General features: G+C 63.7%; 12 protein-coding genes and 1 tRNA gene. 5 read left to right on the plus strand and 8 right to left on the minus strand.

Annotation, left to right across the window (positions count from 1 at the left end):
• Window position 1: 1 nt before the first annotated feature.
• Window positions 2–1,300, plus strand: a complete 1,299-nt coding sequence (locus tag J2X44_RS09640; protein ID WP_310089307.1) for a dihydrolipoamide acetyltransferase family protein — start codon at window positions 2–4, stop codon at window positions 1,298–1,300.
• A gap of 106 nt (window positions 1,301–1,406) precedes the next feature.
• Here J2X44_RS09640 and J2X44_RS09645 read toward each other — a convergent pair whose 3' ends face one another.
• The 4 genes from J2X44_RS09645 to J2X44_RS09660 all read right to left on the minus strand — a co-directional run bounded on the left by J2X44_RS09645 (window position 1,407) and on the right by J2X44_RS09660 (window position 9,256).
• Window positions 1,407–6,572, minus strand: coding sequence for a hypothetical protein (locus J2X44_RS09645; protein ID WP_310249261.1), 5,166 nt, complete (start codon window positions 6,570–6,572; stop codon window positions 1,407–1,409).
• Window positions 6,573–6,639: 67 nt separating this feature from the next.
• Window positions 6,640–7,704, minus strand: coding sequence for a hypothetical protein (locus J2X44_RS09650; protein WP_310089471.1), 1,065 nt, complete (start codon window positions 7,702–7,704; stop codon window positions 6,640–6,642).
• 74 nt (window positions 7,705–7,778) lie between these two features.
• On the minus strand, window positions 7,779–8,243 hold the full coding sequence (locus tag J2X44_RS09655; RefSeq protein WP_310089469.1) for a hypothetical protein: 465 nt from the start codon (window positions 8,241–8,243) through the stop codon (window positions 7,779–7,781).
• A gap of 11 nt (window positions 8,244–8,254) precedes the next feature.
• Entirely contained in the window at window positions 8,255–9,256 is a 1,002-nt protein-coding gene (locus tag J2X44_RS09660) for a hypothetical protein (protein WP_310089467.1), read from the minus strand.
• A 198-nt stretch (window positions 9,257–9,454) separates the two neighbouring features.
• Here J2X44_RS09660 and J2X44_RS09665 point away from each other — a divergent pair, with 198 nt between their 5' ends.
• Both J2X44_RS09665 and J2X44_RS09670 read left to right on the plus strand, forming a co-directional pair.
• A complete protein-coding gene (locus tag J2X44_RS09665; protein ID WP_310089465.1) occupies window positions 9,455–10,651 on the plus strand; it encodes an AI-2E family transporter in 1,197 nt (398 codons plus the stop codon).
• Between the two features lie 43 nt (window positions 10,652–10,694).
• A tRNA-Asp gene (locus tag J2X44_RS09670) sits at window positions 10,695–10,771 on the plus strand.
• 79 nt (window positions 10,772–10,850) lie between these two features.
• Here the strand turns inward: J2X44_RS09670 and J2X44_RS09675 are convergent.
• The 4 genes from J2X44_RS09675 to J2X44_RS09690 all read right to left on the minus strand — a co-directional run bounded on the left by J2X44_RS09675 (window position 10,851) and on the right by J2X44_RS09690 (window position 12,560).
• Window positions 10,851–11,096 (minus strand): DUF2842 domain-containing protein, encoded by a 246-nt coding sequence (locus J2X44_RS09675; RefSeq protein WP_310089463.1) that lies wholly within the window; start codon window positions 11,094–11,096, stop codon window positions 10,851–10,853.
• Window positions 11,093–11,686, minus strand: coding sequence for a 5-formyltetrahydrofolate cyclo-ligase (locus J2X44_RS09680; protein ID WP_310089461.1), 594 nt, complete (start codon window positions 11,684–11,686; stop codon window positions 11,093–11,095). Before J2X44_RS09680 ends, J2X44_RS09675 begins: the two co-directional genes overlap by 4 nt.
• 231 nt (window positions 11,687–11,917) lie before the next feature.
• The gene (locus J2X44_RS09685) at window positions 11,918–12,361 is read right to left on the minus strand and encodes a cell division protein ZapA (protein ID WP_310089459.1); all 444 of its coding nucleotides are present in this window, start codon (window positions 12,359–12,361) and stop codon (window positions 11,918–11,920) included.
• On the minus strand, window positions 12,354–12,560 hold the full coding sequence (locus J2X44_RS09690; protein ID WP_310089457.1) for a hypothetical protein: 207 nt from the start codon (window positions 12,558–12,560) through the stop codon (window positions 12,354–12,356). The genes J2X44_RS09685 and J2X44_RS09690 overlap by 8 nt, the downstream gene beginning before the upstream one ends.
• A gap of 168 nt (window positions 12,561–12,728) precedes the next feature.
• Here J2X44_RS09690 and tkt point away from each other — a divergent pair, with 168 nt between their 5' ends.
• Together tkt and gap are read left to right on the plus strand one after the other, a co-directional pair.
• The gene (gene tkt, locus J2X44_RS09695) at window positions 12,729–14,696 is read left to right on the plus strand and encodes a transketolase (RefSeq protein WP_310089456.1); all 1,968 of its coding nucleotides are present in this window, start codon (window positions 12,729–12,731) and stop codon (window positions 14,694–14,696) included.
• Between the two features lie 36 nt (window positions 14,697–14,732).
• Window positions 14,733–15,740 carry a type I glyceraldehyde-3-phosphate dehydrogenase gene (gap, locus tag J2X44_RS09700; RefSeq protein WP_310089454.1) on the plus strand — a complete coding sequence of 336 codons (1,008 nt, stop codon included), beginning with the start codon at window positions 14,733–14,735 and terminating at the stop codon, window positions 15,738–15,740.
• Window positions 15,741–15,758: the final 18 nt, after the last annotated feature.

A 15,758-nucleotide genomic window follows, 5' to 3' on the forward strand; every position in this document is an offset into this window, starting at 1 on the left:
CATGGCCCGCTATTCATTCCGCCTGCCCGATATCGGCGAGGGCATTGCCGAGGCCGAGATCGTCGCGTGGCACGTCAAGATCGGCGAGCGCGTCGAGGAGGACGCGCAGCTGGCCGATATGATGACCGACAAGGCGACCGTCGAGATGGAATCGCCGGTGTCGGGGATCGTTGTCGAACTCGCGGGCGAGGTCGGCGATTTGATCGCGATTGGATCGACGCTGGCAGTGATTGAGACCGATGCTGACGGCGATGTCGATGCGCCGCCCGCTGATACTGCGGTCGAAAGCGAGATTATCGCTGAAACGCCGGGCGCGAAAGCTTTATCCAAATCAAAGATTACAGAGTTAACATCAGACGTTGTGGTGCCGCAAACGGCGGCACAGCCACGTGAAGTGCCGTCGATTCCCACCTCGAGTGCCGTTGCGGCCGCGCATGATGCCAAGGTGCTGGCGTCACCCGCCGTCCGCGCTCGCGCCAAGGATCTGGGCGTTGATCTGGGTCAGGTGCACTCCGACGGCGACCGCATCCGCCACGCCGATCTGGATGCATATCTGCGTTATAGCGGCGGGCAAGGCTATCAGAGCCCCGGCGCCAGCCGCGCCCGCGCCGACGAACCGATCAAGATCATCGGCATGCGCCGCAAGATCGCCGAGAATATGGCGGCGTCAAAGCGCGCGATCCCGCATTTCACCTATGTCGAGGAAATGGACGTCACCGCGCTGGATGACATGCGCGCTGATCTCAACGCAAACCGCGGTCAGAGACCAAAGTTGACGATGTTACCTTTCCTGATCGTCGCGATCTGTCGGACGATTCCGCAGTTCCCGATGATCAACGCGCGCTACGACGACGAAGCCGGGATCGTGACGCGCTACGGCGCGGTGCATCTGGGCATGGCGACGCAGACCGACGCTGGGCTGATGGTGCCGGTGATCCGCGACGCGCAGGACAAGAATGTGTGGCAATTGGCCAGCGAAATCGGGCGTTTGGCGGAAGCCGCGCGGACCGGCAAGGCCAAGGTGGACGAACTGTCGGGATCGACGCTGACGATTACATCGCTTGGGCCGTTGGGCGGTATCGCGACGACGCCGGTGATCAACCGGCCTGAGGTCGCGATCATCGGCCCGAACAAGATTGTCGAGCGCCCGGTGTTCGACGGCGACGATATTCGCCGGGCGAAGCTGATGAACCTGTCGATCAGCTGCGATCATCGGGTGGTGGATGGCTGGGACGCCGCAAGCTATGTTCAGGCGCTGAAAAAGCTGATCGAAACGCCGGTTTTGCTGTTCGCGGACTGACCGGCCTTCAAGCCCCGTTCGTGTCGAGCGATGTCGAGACACGCTGAGTTTGCACTTGCCTTCGCGTCTCTCGACTTCGCTCGATATGAACGGAATGGGTGTGGGCTTAGAGGCCCAACCCGGCAAAGCTGGTCTGATCGAACTTGAGCTTGAACGTCACATAGGCGCCCGACCGCGAATAGCGCGCGTCTTCGAAATCGCGGTCGTGGAAGCCGGCAAAATTATAGCCGAAGGTGACGTTGGCATTCTTCATCGGCGCCAGCGTGACCGTCGGACCGCCTGCCCAGTTAACAGTGTCAGCATCGGTGCCGACCCGCACCGTACCCGACGCGCCAACATCGACGTGCTCGCCCAGGTTGAAGCGGAAATCGGCGCCGATCAGGTTCGACCAACCCTTGACGTCATCCGCGCCGAAGCGGTCGAAATTGTAGCGCGTTCCCCAGAAAAAGCCGAATTCGCCGCGTTCGTACCACATGCGATCAGCATCGCGGCGGTCGTTGCGGTCGCCAAGCGGCGTCCAGTTGACCGACAGGCTGTTGAGCAGGCGGCGGCTGGTCGCATCGCCATCGATCGTCAGTGCACCGCCGCCGATCGGCCCCGGCTGGCCTGCGATCGCATCGCGGACCTTGTCTGAACGAAGCTCGCTCTTGTTGAGCCAGGACAGGCTGGAATGCGCGGGGCGATGCGCCCAGCTCATTTCGAAATTGATGACCTCGGTCCTGGGCGTCGTACCGCTGCCGCTCGCCTTGGTATAGGTGAACAGGGCGCCAAGCGCACGACCTTCGCCGAGTTGACGCAAGCCGCCGAGCGTCAGCCCGTACCGATTGGCGATTTCCCCGTCGCGATATTCGGCGCGGCCCGTGAGGGTCCAGCGATCGGCGCGATAGGTGGCACCGGTGCTGATCGCGAGGAAATCCTCGGTCAATGTGCCGTTGTCGCCCAGGAAACCGCCCGAGGCGACGGGCTGGTTAACATTGATAACATCGCCTGCGCGAATGCCGCCCAGCGTGCGATTGCCATCGACCGATACGTCGACCGACCAGCGCTCGCCGAGCTTCAGCGATTGCGACAGACCATAGGCGGCAAAGCTGCGCGGGCCATATTCGCCGATTTCCTGCTGGTTTGCAGTGGCAAGCAGGCGCGCGCCCGACCAGGGCGTCAGGTCGAATCCCAGCCGCGCGGTACGCGCCTTGATCGTGTCGCCGTCGGCAATCTCGTAGCTGCCGACCAGATTGACGTCGCGATTGATCGCAAAGCGCGCGCCGAGCCGGTGGCGGGTCGGGAAATCGATGCTGGCTTCCTTGCCGCCCAGCGCAAACTCGGTCTGCGCGTCGAGTTCGAGGCGTTTTTCGAACAGTCGCTGGGTCGCACCGAACTGCACGATGTTCGAGCGATTGCGCGTGCCGTCCGAAAGCCGGTCGTCGGCGTGGGTCAGCCCGGCCCGCGCCACGGTGGTGCCGTTGTCATATTCAGCCAGCGCGCGGGCCGCGCGGCGGCGCGCGCCGGTGTCGAGATAATCTTCCTGCCACGCGCTGCCGCTGAGCGACAGGGTGCGGGTGGCGCGCAGGCGGGCGTCAACGCCGAACTTGCGTGTCCCGTTCTCGCCGCGGTTCAACTGTCCAGCGCCAAATCCGCTTTCGCGTTCGCGGACATAGGCCAGGAAATCGGCATTGCTACTATGATGCTCGGCCTCGATCAGCCACGCCTTGGCGGTGCCGGCGGCGGCGGCGGGGCTGCCGTTCTGGGCCTTGGCGTCGCTGACCGCCAGTTCGGCGCGGACTTCGGTGTCGATATTCGGACGATAGCGCGCGTCGATACCGCCAAGGTTGGTCTTGGCGTTGCCGTCCTCGTCATGGATAAAGGTCGCGCCGACGCGCAGTTTTTCGTCATTCGACTGATAACTTACGCGCCCACCCGCGTTCAGTACCCGTTGGCCTACGCCGTCGACCTCATATTCGGCGATGATGAACTGCGGATCGAGATCCGACGAGCGGCTGAGCACCGGATTGCGGAAACGGATGGTACCCGACAGATAGTCGATGTCGTAATCGACATGGCGCGTCATGCTGACGCTGTTAACAATGCGTTCGCTACGCAGGCGGTCGCGTGTTTCGATGACGATCCGCTCGCTGTTCGGCAGAATGTCGCGCGCGCCGAGCGGATAGGGACCGGTCAGCCCGTTGCCCTGGATCTCGTCGCGGCGGAAACGATAGGGGGTGTCGGCCACAAAGGCGGTTGCAGCGATATTGCGACCGCGATACTCGGCCTTGCCGCCGTTGAGCGCGCGCTGATAGCGGGCAAGCTCGGGTTCCGAAATCCCCGTTTCGATGTCGCCGAACATGGCGTAAAATTGCGGACGTTCGAGGCGCAGGTAGAGTTTGCGGACCGATGCGGCATCGTACCGCGTCTCGTTGCGGTCGGCGTAGATGGTATAATAGGCGCGCGGATCGATCACGCCGCCAAAACGGGCGTCGTCCTGATCCTTGTCGCTGTCATAGGCCAGCGTCATCAGCCATTTGCCACGCACCCGTCCCTTGGCATAGAGCGCCAGCCGCGCATCGGCGTTGAGATCGTCGAGCGTTTCAGCCGTGGGTTCCATACGGTCGTCGAGCGTGTTGTAGCCGAGCGTCCCGGCTGCAAAGCCGACCACGGTCCACGGCCGATCGCCTGGATCGAGCCAGGTTTCGATTGTCTGCTTGCGGATCACCTTGTCGTCGCGGAAGGTGAAGTCCATCGCGAGCGTGCCCGACGCGGTGGTCGGTTCGAGTTCGATATAGGCGATGCCGTCGTCGCCATCGATTTTCCACAGCGGCTGGGCACGTTCGAGCCCCGCGAGTTGGCGCGCCTGCTGTGCGTCGGCTTCGACCGCCGGATAATAGGGGGCAGGGACGCTGAAGTCGCCGGTCAGCCCGGCACGGATCGGCTTGCCGTCCCGGTCGGTCAGGCGCACCGCGATCACCGGGCGGGTTACCCCGTCGGCGACCAGCACCGACCGTTCGCGGATCAGCGCGGCGCGCATTGGCGTGATCGAATAGTGAACATTGCGCTCCAGCGCGGCGATGATAACGCCGTTCACATCTTTCACCTCGGCGACGAGGCGGTTTTCGCCTTCGCGAATTTCGAGCCCGCGCCACAGACTGACCGCAACGCTGCCGTCGGCCGACTTGCTGGTGCCCTCAAAGGTCAGCGGGTCGGCGGTCTTGCCATTGACGCGCAGCGTGACGGTCTGGCCGGGGACGTGTTTGATGGCAGCGCGGATCGCTTTCGAGCGCGGGTTGTGGTCTGGGGCAGGGAACAGCCAGGCGATGCCCGGTGCTTGTCCGGCAAGCCAGTCGCGACCGGCGCCGGCGGCTTCGGGATCGCTAAGCACGGTCGGCGCTGCGACTGCACTGGTTTTGGGGGCCGCGCGCGGCGCGCTGGCGATGGCACGGAAATCGGCGCGTTTCAGCGCGCCGCCGCGGCCTTCGACAAAACGCGAGATCGCGCTGCCGGCACTTTGCGTCGAGCGGGCGCATTCGATCGGCGCACGGTCGAGCGGCAGCGTCGAGGGGTCGATCTGGACGACATGCAGACCGGGGCGCACGCCTTCGAAATGGTAGCGGCCATCCTCATCGGTGACGGTGTAGCTGCCGTCCTGCAGCATCACGCGGACGCCAGCGATGCCATCAGCTTTGCGCGGATCCACCGTGCAGCCGCCGTCGGTGATGCGGCCGATGATCGTCATGCGGTCGCCCAGCTGGTCGCGTTTGATCGAAATCGTCGCTTCCGCAATGTTGCTGGCCGAGCCACGATTATCGATGGCTGAGGCGCGGTTGAGCGCGTTGCCGGGCCGTGCCGACACGATGACTTCGGCGAGATAGGTGAGCAACGCAGTGCGTGATGCGGCGATGCTGGGCACGACAACGCTGAATTCCCGGCCGTTGGCGGCGACATTGGCGGTGACGCGCACCCCGTCGACCCGCACCGTATCGGCGCGCAGCCGCATCCCGGCGGGCAGCACGTCGCTGACCGTTACTGCGCCGGTGTTGCGGCGCGCGTCGCGGTTGGCGACCTCGATGCGGTACTGGATCACGTCGCCCGGCACCGCGACCTGCGTCGAGGTCGTCTTGCGCAGGACGAGCGGCAAGCCGGGCTGATCGACAGGAATATCGACGCGGACCGGGGCGGGACTGTTGAGCGTGAAGGGGCTGCCATAGCTGGCGCCGCTTATTTCGAACGGCAGACCGTCGTCAGGGCGCCGGAAACCGGCCAGATCGGCGGGGCTTGCGGCGGATGGCGCGGTGAACGGCGCGGGCGGCTGAACGATCAGGCGATAGGTTCCCGGCGCCACAAATGGGAAACGATAGTCGCCGGGCGGGAAATTATAGGTGGTGCCGCCCGAATCGGTGACGCTCTGTCCCGTGATGACGCTGGACGGGTAGGCGGAGACGCCGTCGTCGCCGAACACTTGCGCGGGCTGGCCGGTGGCGGCATCGACGATGGTGACTCGGCTGCCCGGAACCGGCGCGCCGTCGCCGCTGTCGAACACGATGCCGAACGGATCGACGAGGAAATTGATCGTCGCGAGTGCGACAAGGCTGGCGCTGGCCTGGTCGGAAACGCGTAGCGACAGCGCCGCGCCCGAGCTGACCGACAGGCGGCAATCGCCCTGCGCGACCGCGGGCGGAACCCCGATGGTGTTGATAAACCCGACAAATTCGCCGCTGTTATTGGCGGTTTCGGTCAGTATGATCTGCTCGCGGTCGCCATTTTCGAGTTCGAGAACCACTTCGAGGGTGTCACGCCGCTGAGGATCGACATTGGCCGATGCGAGCGTGACCCCGACGACCAGCACTTCGCCGGCGCGGAAACTGTTGGTGCTTTGCAGCGACGCGGGAGCGGTTGAAATGCCCTCATACACGCCGCTGAGCGGGATGGTGCTGGTCGTGCCGCCTGCGCTGGCGCTGGCGCTCGCGCCACTGCCGCTGGCGCTGCTGAGGCCACTAGCGATCGGGCCGCTGCTTCGGCTGCACTGGGTTGGCGCCAGCGGCACCGATTTATTGCCGCCGCCATTGGTCAGGCGATAGGTGGTAATCGTCGGCCGTTCGGGCGGGCGAGGTGCCATGGTGACATCGACGCGGTTCGACAGTGCCTGACCGGGCTGTCCGTCATGCATCCACTGCGCCGAAGCCGTGTTCGTGATCACCTGCGCGCGCGCCGGGATGGCCGCGGGCAGCAATGCTGCCGCGACCAGCGCGGTCACAAGGCCGAAATATTTGGTGCCGAGCGCCATATTAGCCCCGAACGGAGCAGCGGGGGGCGGTTTTTGGGCCGCACCCGCTGCTCCACCGGTATTCCGATCAGTTGACCGTCGCGCGGAAAACGAGCGTGCGCGTTGCGCCTGCTGCGATCGTGGCGATCGTCCCCGATACGTTCGGCGCAGCATAGCTGCCACCCGCGACGCCGTCGGCGTTGCAAGTACCGGCTGTGGTCGTGCCGTTCAGCAGGATCGTACCCGTGCTGTATGTCAACTGGCCCGGAACGGGGTCGTTGATGACCACCGACGTCGCCGCCACGCTGCCGCTGTTGGCGACCGCGATGCAATATTCCACCACGGCACCCGGGATCAGTTTCGGATTCGTCGTGTTGTTGAACGGATCCGAGATGACGCGGCTGGTCTTGGTTACCGCGAGCGTCGCCGTCTGCACGGTATAGTCGTCGTTGTCGCTGTGCGATCCGTCGCGCGCCGCATCCCCGGTCACGCCCGCGATGTCGGCAAAGACTGTATCCTTGCCCGCGGTGTTCGCACCCGCCGTTTCCGTGATCGCTGCGCCTTGGGTGGAGGCCACGCCGCCTTCGCGTGCGGTGGCCCGCAGCGTGACGCCGGCGACGGCGTTGTTGGCGAGCCCGGTCGGAATGTCGGCGACGACAAACAGCCGGATCGCGGTATCGACGACGAGTTCGTCGACGAAACCGGTGAGCAGGGTGTCACCCACATCCCAGCTGCCGACCGTACCCGTGACGGTATTATCGCGATAAATCCGCACATTGGTGGCATCGAACGTGTCGGTGCCGCCATGCGCGGCGGCGCCGCCGACGATCTGCGAGGCGACGAGGGCGAAGTCGAGCACTTCGTTCGAGCTGTTGGTCAGCTGGAATGTCGTAACGGCGTTTGTCTGGCCCGGCACGACGCTGGTCGTGACCGTTCCCACCTCTTCGACGAGCAGGTTGATCTTGCGGTCGACGGTGAAATTGTTCGACGCCGACTGCTGTCCCTGGGCGACGCCACCGACCTGATAGTCGACGGTGGCGGTATTCGTGATCGTGGTACCTGCGGTCGTTCCGGCAGCAAATGCCGGCGTGGCGGCGAGACTTGTGATCGCCGCCAGACCGATGATGCCCACGGTGTTCAGCTTGCTGGTCATAGCTGAGCTCCTTGGCTTTGATCGATTGCCGTTTCCCCACCGCTGGCAATCATTAAGCGGCTATATTATTTATGTTATTTTACTACTCCTCGAAACATCAGCTTGCCGCTGCCGCCGACCGGAATCGGCTTTTGAAAGGCCCAACGGATGTGCGTCACATCGTCCGGCTGCGCGGCGCGGCGGGTGCCGTCGTTCAGCGCCACCGTCAGCTGATCCAATTGTCCCCAGCCGCGGCCGCCATCGATCGAGACGAGCGGCCTGGTGTCGCCGGCATCGGCGAAGCGCACCGCCGCGGGCAGGGGGTTGGTGATGACGAATTTATCGGCGGGCTGCGCGCCGGCGTTGCGATAATTGAGCACGAACACCAGCCGGTCGCCGGGAACTACGACCTTCGGTTCTTCGAGCAAAATCCGTTGCTTGCCCTGAGCATCAGTGGTCACGCGTTCGACAAAAACGTCGTTGGCAAGCGCCACTTGGTTGGCGGCGAGCGCCTGACCCGGCAACAGCGCCGCAAGCAGCAGGAAAAAGGCCGTGCGCATGGGCATCTCCATCAATCGATCGTGGTTCGGAAGGTGACGGTTCGGGTTTGCCCGCCGGCAACAGTGCCGAGCGCGACATTGACCCGCGTGCCGTTGTAATCGCCCGCATCGGCGTCGACCGCGTCGGACTGCGCGACGCCTCCAAGCGTGATCGAACCCGCGGCATAGCTGGTGTCGGCGGGAATATTGTCCGTAATCGCAAGGCCGCTGACCGACCCGCTGCCCGCAACCGTCGCGACGATCGTATAGGTGATCGTTGCGCCCGGAATCGGGTCGGCGGTACCCAGCGAATTGGTCACAACGGCCGATTTGACGAGCGCAACGGTCGCGGCCGCCACGATGAATGCGCCTGCATCGGCCCCATCGGCGCCGGTCGAGCCGACGACCGCGTCGCCGCCGCCTTCGCCCTGGCCCGCAAAACTGTCGCCTGGATCGCCGGTGCCGGTCACCGCAGCAGCGACCAGGCTGACGATGCCGCGATTGCCGTCAACGACGCCGCCAGGCGTCGTCGCAACGACAAAAACCGTGACGCTTTCGTCGGGATCAAGCTCAGGGTCGTTGGCGCCTGGGGTGTACGGCGTATCAGTACCGGCGTCGAACACGCCGTCCCCATTGTCGAGATAGATTTGGGTGACGAGGGGATCGTAATTGTCACCGCCGCCGTTGGCGATCGTACTCAGCACGAAGTTTTCGACGCCGTTGCCGTTGTTTGTCACCGAAAAGGTCAACACCTGTCCGGTCGCGCCAGGGGTGGTGGAAACATCGGCGGGGTTGCTCGAATCGACGGTCACGTCGAGCAGCTCATCGACAAGCAGGTCAACCTGGTTCGAATTGATCGTGGTCGAGCCGCCGCCAGTGTCAAAGCTGGCCGATGCCGTATTGCTGATGGTCGAGCCGGCTCGCGTGCCAGCGGCCTGAGCCTGCATCGGCAGCGCGATCGCCGCCAATATGGCGAGAAGTGAACAAGAGGGTAGAAGCTGATGCTTCGCGCCCCCCACAGGCGCTTTCATCATCACTTTAACTCCGAAGTGGTTGGTCCTTGAAGCCCTCAATCGACGAAAAAGGGTAATTTCTGGTTAAAAAGCAGCAAGAAAGACAAGTTGTGACCCAGAAGGGGACAAAGGGGCGGCTCGGTTCGTCGCGAAACGGGGCGGCTGGCGTAAAATGCAAAGCCCGCGTAAGAAGAGGAGGTTAACGCGAGGAGAGATGGGGTGGCGGACGATCGGGGGAGCAGAGACGCGCGCCCGCGTTCGAACCCTTTGCATCAGATCGAAATCGACGATTTTCGCCGCGACCGGCTGCTCGCGGCGCTGACATTGATCTTTGGCGCCAGCTTTTGCTTGGGGTTGCCCTTTGCGTTGCAGGCGGGCGCCGAGTTTTTTCTGCCACTGACCGCCGCGATTGTCATCGCAATCGCGCTGGTGCCGCTGCTCGAATGGCTGGAGCGGCGCGGTGTGCCGTCGGGGCTGGCGGCGTTCCTGGCGCTGACGATGTTCCTGATGCTGATCAACGCCGCGCTGGCGATCATCGTCGTCCCGGCGACCGATTGGTTCGCAAGGCTTCCCGATTCGATTCCGCGTATTCAGAGCAACCTGGCTCCGTTGATCGATTTTTATTCGACGTTTCAGGCTTTTGTTGACCGTACCTTGATGTCGGTCGCAAGTGGGAGTCAGGCGACGGCACAGGCGGTAGCGGCGACCGCCCCGACATCGGTCGTCGACTATTTTATCACATCGGCGCCCGCTGCGGCGATCCAGCTGTTCTTTGCGGTATTGGTGATCTTTTTCTTCCTCGCCGGATGGACGCGGCTGCGCAAGGGGACCATCCGGCGTCGCGGCAGCTTCGACGGGGCGATGCAGACCGCGCGCGTGATTCAGAATGTCGTCGATGCGACCGCGGATTATCTCGCGACCATCACCATGATCAACGCGATTCTGGGCCTTTCGGTCGGATTGTTGCTATGGGTGCTGGGGATGCCATCGCCCTTCATGTGGGGCGGGATCGTCAGCATCTGCAATTTCGTACCCTATCTGGGGCCAATCGTCGCGGCGGCGCTGTTGGGAATCGGCGGACTGATGACCTTCGATGCGGTCGGGCTGGCGCTGCTACCCGCGGTGATCTTTATCGGTGTCCATCTGGTCGAGGCGAATCTGATCACCCCGCTGGTGCTGGGCAAGCGGCTCACGATCAATCCGCTGCTCATCCTGGTCTCGCTGAGCTTCTGGGGCTGGATATGGGGAACGCCGGGGGCGTTGCTGGCGGTGCCGTTGCTGTTGATCCTGCAGACCGTGCTCGCATCGACCGGAACCCCGGATCTCGCGGGTTTCCTGTTCGAACATGGCACGCTGACTACCACCGATGAGGTACGCGATCGATTAAATCGCACCCACGAAGAAAGCGACGGTTGACAGGCCGAAGCGCGCCGCATATTGGCGCTGCTCCCAAGCACACGCGGGTGTAGCTCAGTTGGTTAGAGTGCCGGCCTGTCACGCCGGAGGTCGCGGGTTCGAGCCCCGTCACTCGCGCCATTCCCTCCATTTTCGGACGGAATGGCCACCGCAGCTTGGGATCATCCAATATCGGAAATTGGGGACTTGGCGCCGCTCGTTAGCGGCGCCAAGTCCCCAATTCCATCCAGCGCAGCAGCGGCTTCAGCGGCAGGATCCACACGATCCCCGCGATCAGATAAAACACCGCCTGCACCAGCACCGGCCACGCGCCGACCCATGGCGACAGGCTGACGATGATCGCGGTCCAGCCCGCGATGAGCAGCAGGATCAACAACATGCCCGCCGGCTTGCGCCAGCTTGGCTGGGAATTGTCTTGGACAGGTTCTTGGCGGTCCGGGCTCACAAACGATCTCCACACAGGATGAATTCTTGTTCGGTCAATATGGCGTTGAGCACCATGTCGGTCGATTCGCGCGGCGCCGCGTCGATTTCCTGTACCGACCAGCCGACCCCAATCCGCAATATGCCGGGATGCGCGGCGAAATAGCGGTCATAATGACCGCCGCCTTGGCCGATCCGGCCGCCGTGACGGTCGAACCCAACGAGGGGGCAAAAGACGATGTCGGGGACCGCGGTCGGGGCATCGTCGGCGGGCTGCGGGGTGCTCCATGGCCCCTTTACTAGCGCCTCACCGGTTCGCCAGCGCCGAAAGTCCATCGTATCGATGCGCGCGGCGTGGTGGGGCAGGGCAAGCGCCCCCGCCGCGGCGAGGTCGGCGAACATCGGCAGGATGTCGGGTTCGTCGCCCCACGCGGCGTAGGCGCCGACGACAGCGTGATCGGCGACGAGATCGACGAGTGGCGCGGGTAGGGCGCGAAAGGCCGCCAGCAGCCCCATGCCGTCGAGGTTTGCCGCGAAATGCTTGCGCCGAAAGCGAAGTTTCTCGCGCATCTTTTGTTTTTGTTGAACCAGATCGGCGGACAAGTGGGTCATCGCCTCCTGTGCGGGTTTTCGACCCGGCGCGCGGGTCGGTTGGCGGGCCCGCCGAGGTCGTTTGCTGGAAAGTCCTCTGACGCCAGTAACGTCAGGTGGGGACCATGTACGTCGGACCAGGGTCCGGGCAGGGACAGCCCCCTAGGATGATGTATCGCCTCAGGGATTTTCGCAAAAGCTCGTGCCGGGCAGTACCCGCCGCCCCCTATGTAGGGGCGCGGGCGAGCGCGCTCAAGGGATTTGCTCGACTTTCGTTGCCAGCGCCTCGATCCGGTCGGCGATCTGGAGCAGCGCCCGGTCGTTCGCTGGCTTGGCAGGCGACGGTGCGGCGGGCGCCGCCCGCGCAGCCTCGAGTTCCTTGAGCGCCGCCTGTTCACGCGCCACTGCGGCGCGCAGTTCGTCGCGCGTCGCCGCTTCGCGGCTTTCGGCCAGCGCCACCGCGGCCCGAAGCGAATCGGATTGCGGCTCGGCCTTGTCGACCTTGCCCTTGGCTTCCTGGGCATCGTCTGCGAGCATCAGTGCGGCGAACAGCAGCTGGCGAACCTCGGTCCCGCCATTGATCCCGCGCGCTTTTTCATCCACGACGGCCGCGAGTTGGAGCAGTTGGGCCTCTTCGCCGTCGGCGCAGTGGACGTCATAGGGGCGCCCGGCGATGGTCAGTCTGACATCAGCCATGATTCGCCTCCGCAATCAATCGATCGAGTTCGCCGATCACCGCCGCAACCTCGGCTTTCAGTGCCGATTGGTCGGCTGCGGGGGTCGCAATGGCGGATGAAGGCTTTTTTGGCTGGTCGGCCAGCGCCTTTTCGATGCGACTGAGCGCGCGTTCGATGCGGCCGATGGCCAGGCTGGATTCGTCAAGGTCGAGTTCCATGCGCGATGATTAGCAGTGCGGGGGAGGGGGTGCAATTGCCCTGTCGGTCCAAAATGCGCCGATTTTCCCTTCGCAGCGGTTGACTCCTGACCCCGCCGCCGCAAAGGGCTGTGCGCATCCAGTCGGGCCGTAGCGTCCGGCGCCTGCCCAGCCATTTCCGGGGGACCAATGACACTGCCCGAACGTCAGCTCGCCAATGCTATCCGCGCGCTTGCGATGGATGCCGTCCAGGCCGCAAACAGCGGTCATCCGGGGATGCCGATGGGCATGGCCGACGTCGCGACGGTGCTGTATTCGGATTATCTGAAGTTCGATCCAACCGACCCGAAATGGGCCGATCGCGACCGATTCGTGCTGTCGGCAGGCCATGGTTCGATGCTCGCCTATGCGACGCTGCATCTGGCGGGCTATGCGCGGCCGACGCTCGACGACATCCGAAATTTCCGCCAGCTGAACAGCCCGTGCGCGGGGCATCCCGAAAATTTCGAGCTGGAAGGCGTTGAAACGACGACCGGGCCACTGGGGCAGGGACTGGCGACCGCAGTCGGCATGGCGATCGCCGAGCGGCATCTCAACGCGCTTTATGGCGACGATCTGGTCGATCATCGCACCTGGGTGATCGCGGGCGACGGCTGCCTGATGGAAGGCATCAACCACGAAGCCATTGGCCTGGCCGGGCATTTGCAGCTGGGCCGGATGACCGTGTTGTGGGATGACAACAAGATCACCATCGACGGATCGACCGACCTGTCGACCAGCGAAGACATCGCGGCGCGCTATGCAGCGACCGGCTGGCATGTCGAAAGCTGTGATGGGCACGATCCCGCCGACATCCGCCGCGCGATCGACGCGGCGCTCGCCGATCCGCGGCCATCGCTGATCGCCTGCCGCACGATCATCGGCTTTGGGGCACCCAACAAGCAGGGGACGTCGGCAACACATGGTGCACCGTTGGGCGCCGACGAAATCGCCGCGGCACGGACTGAGCTTGGCTGGACCGCCGAGCCGTTCGTCATTCCGGCCGATATTGCGGCGGCGTGGGCAGTATTCGGACAAAAGGGCAAATCGCTTCATTCCGAATGGAATGATCGCCTCGTAACCAGCGATAAGAAAAAGGAATTCGAGGATCGTCTGAACGGCAAGCTGGTGACCGGTGCGGCGTTCAAGGCCTATCTGGACGGGCTGGTCGCAGAACCGCCGAAGGTTGCGACGCGCAAGGCTTCGGAGAATACGCTGGGCGCGCTGACCGCCGATATTGCGGCGCTCGTCGGCGGCAGTGCCGATTTGACCGGTTCGAACAACACCAAAACATCATCTACCAAGCCGCTGACAAAAGACGATTATTCTGGCCGTTACATCTATTATGGCATCCGCGAGTTCGGCATGGCCGCAGCCATGAACGGTATGGCGCTTCACGGCGGTCTGATCCCGTACGGTGGCACCTTCCTGGTTTTCGCCGATTATTGCCGCGCCGCGATCCGCCTGTCGGCGTTGCAGCAGCAGCGGGTGGTCTATGTGATGACCCACGACAGCATCGGGCTGGGTGAAGACGGCCCGACGCACCAGCCGATCGAGCATCTGCAGTCGCTGCGCGCGATGCCGAACCTGCTCGTCCTGCGCCCCGCCGATGCGATCGAGACCGCCGAATGTTGGGCGCTGGCACTGGCGCAGGACAATCGCCCGTCATTGCTGGCCTTGACCCGTCAGAATCTTCCGCCGCTGCGTCATGACGTCACGGAAAATCGTTGTGCAAAAGGCGGTTACCGCCTTCGCGCGGCGTCCGCAGCACGCAAGGTCGTGCTGGTCGCGACCGGTTCGGAGGTCTCGCTTGCCCTCGATATCGCCGACAAGCTGGAGGCCGCGGGTCATGGCGCCGACGTCATATCCATGGTGTCGACCGAATTGTTCGACGAACAGGATGCGGCGTATCAGGCCGGCATCCTGCCGGGCGACGTCCTGACCGTCTCGATCGAGGCGGGGACGACGTTTGGCTGGGAGCGCTACACCGGCCGTGACGGCTTGCGCTTCGGAATCGACAGCTTTGGCGCCTCGGCGCCGATCGACGATCTCTACGCGCATTTCGGCCTGACCGTCGATGCGATTACCCCCAAGATTTTGGCAAAGCTCGGCAACTAAGGACCGGCTGGCCCCACGCAGAAAGGAATTTTCGACATGGCTGTGAAGGTTGCAATCAACGGTTTTGGCCGCATCGGCCGCAATGTGGCGCGCGCTATTCTGGAGCGGACCGATCACGACCTCGAGCTGGTGTCGATCAACGACCTGGGCGATGCCAAGGCAAACGCCCGTCTTTTCCGCAATGACTCGGTTCACGGTGCCTTCAACGGCAGCGTCGATGTCGATGGCAACGACTTGATCGTCAACGGCAAACGCATCCAGGTGACCGCCGAACGCGACCCCGCTGCCCTACCACATGCCGCGAACGGCATTGACATCGTGATGGAATGCACCGGCTTTTTCACCAACAAGGCCGGCGGCCAGAAGCATATTGACGCCGGCGCCAAGCGCGTGCTGATCTCGGCCCCGGCCAAGGAAGTCGACCTGACCGTCGTGTTCGGCGTCAACGACGACAAGATCACCGCCGACCACCTGATCATCTCGAACGCATCGTGCACCACCAACTGCCTCGCGCCTTTTGCCAAGGTGCTGCATGAAGCGATCGGTATCGAGCGCGGCCTGATGACCACGATCCATGCCTATACCAACGACCAGAAGATCCTTGACCAGATCCACGACGACCCGCGCCGCGCCCGCGCTGCTGCAATGTCGATGATCCCCACGTCGACCGGTGCGGCGGTTGCCGTTGGCCTCGTTCTGCCCGAACTCAAAGGCAAACTCGACGGATCGTCGATCCGCGTTCCGACCCCCAATGTTTCGGTCGTCGATCTGACTTTCACGCCGCTGCGCGAAACCACCAAGGAAGAAGTCAACGCGGTCCTCAAGGCGGCGGCCGAAGGCCCGCTGAAGGGCGTCCTCGCTTATACCGACGAGCCGCTGGTTTCGATCGACTTCAATCACGATGCGGCCAGCTCGACGATCGACAGCCTGGAAACCGCAGTGATCGATGGCAAGCTGGTGCGTGTGCTCAGCTGGTACGATAATGAATGGGGCTTTTCGAACCGCATGATCGACACCGCAGGCGTGATCGCCAAGTTCCTCTGATCGCTTGATTCCCGTTCG

This window comes from Sphingopyxis sp. BE259, assembly GCF_031457495.1.
Classification (GTDB): Bacteria; Pseudomonadota; Alphaproteobacteria; order Sphingomonadales; family Sphingomonadaceae; genus Sphingopyxis.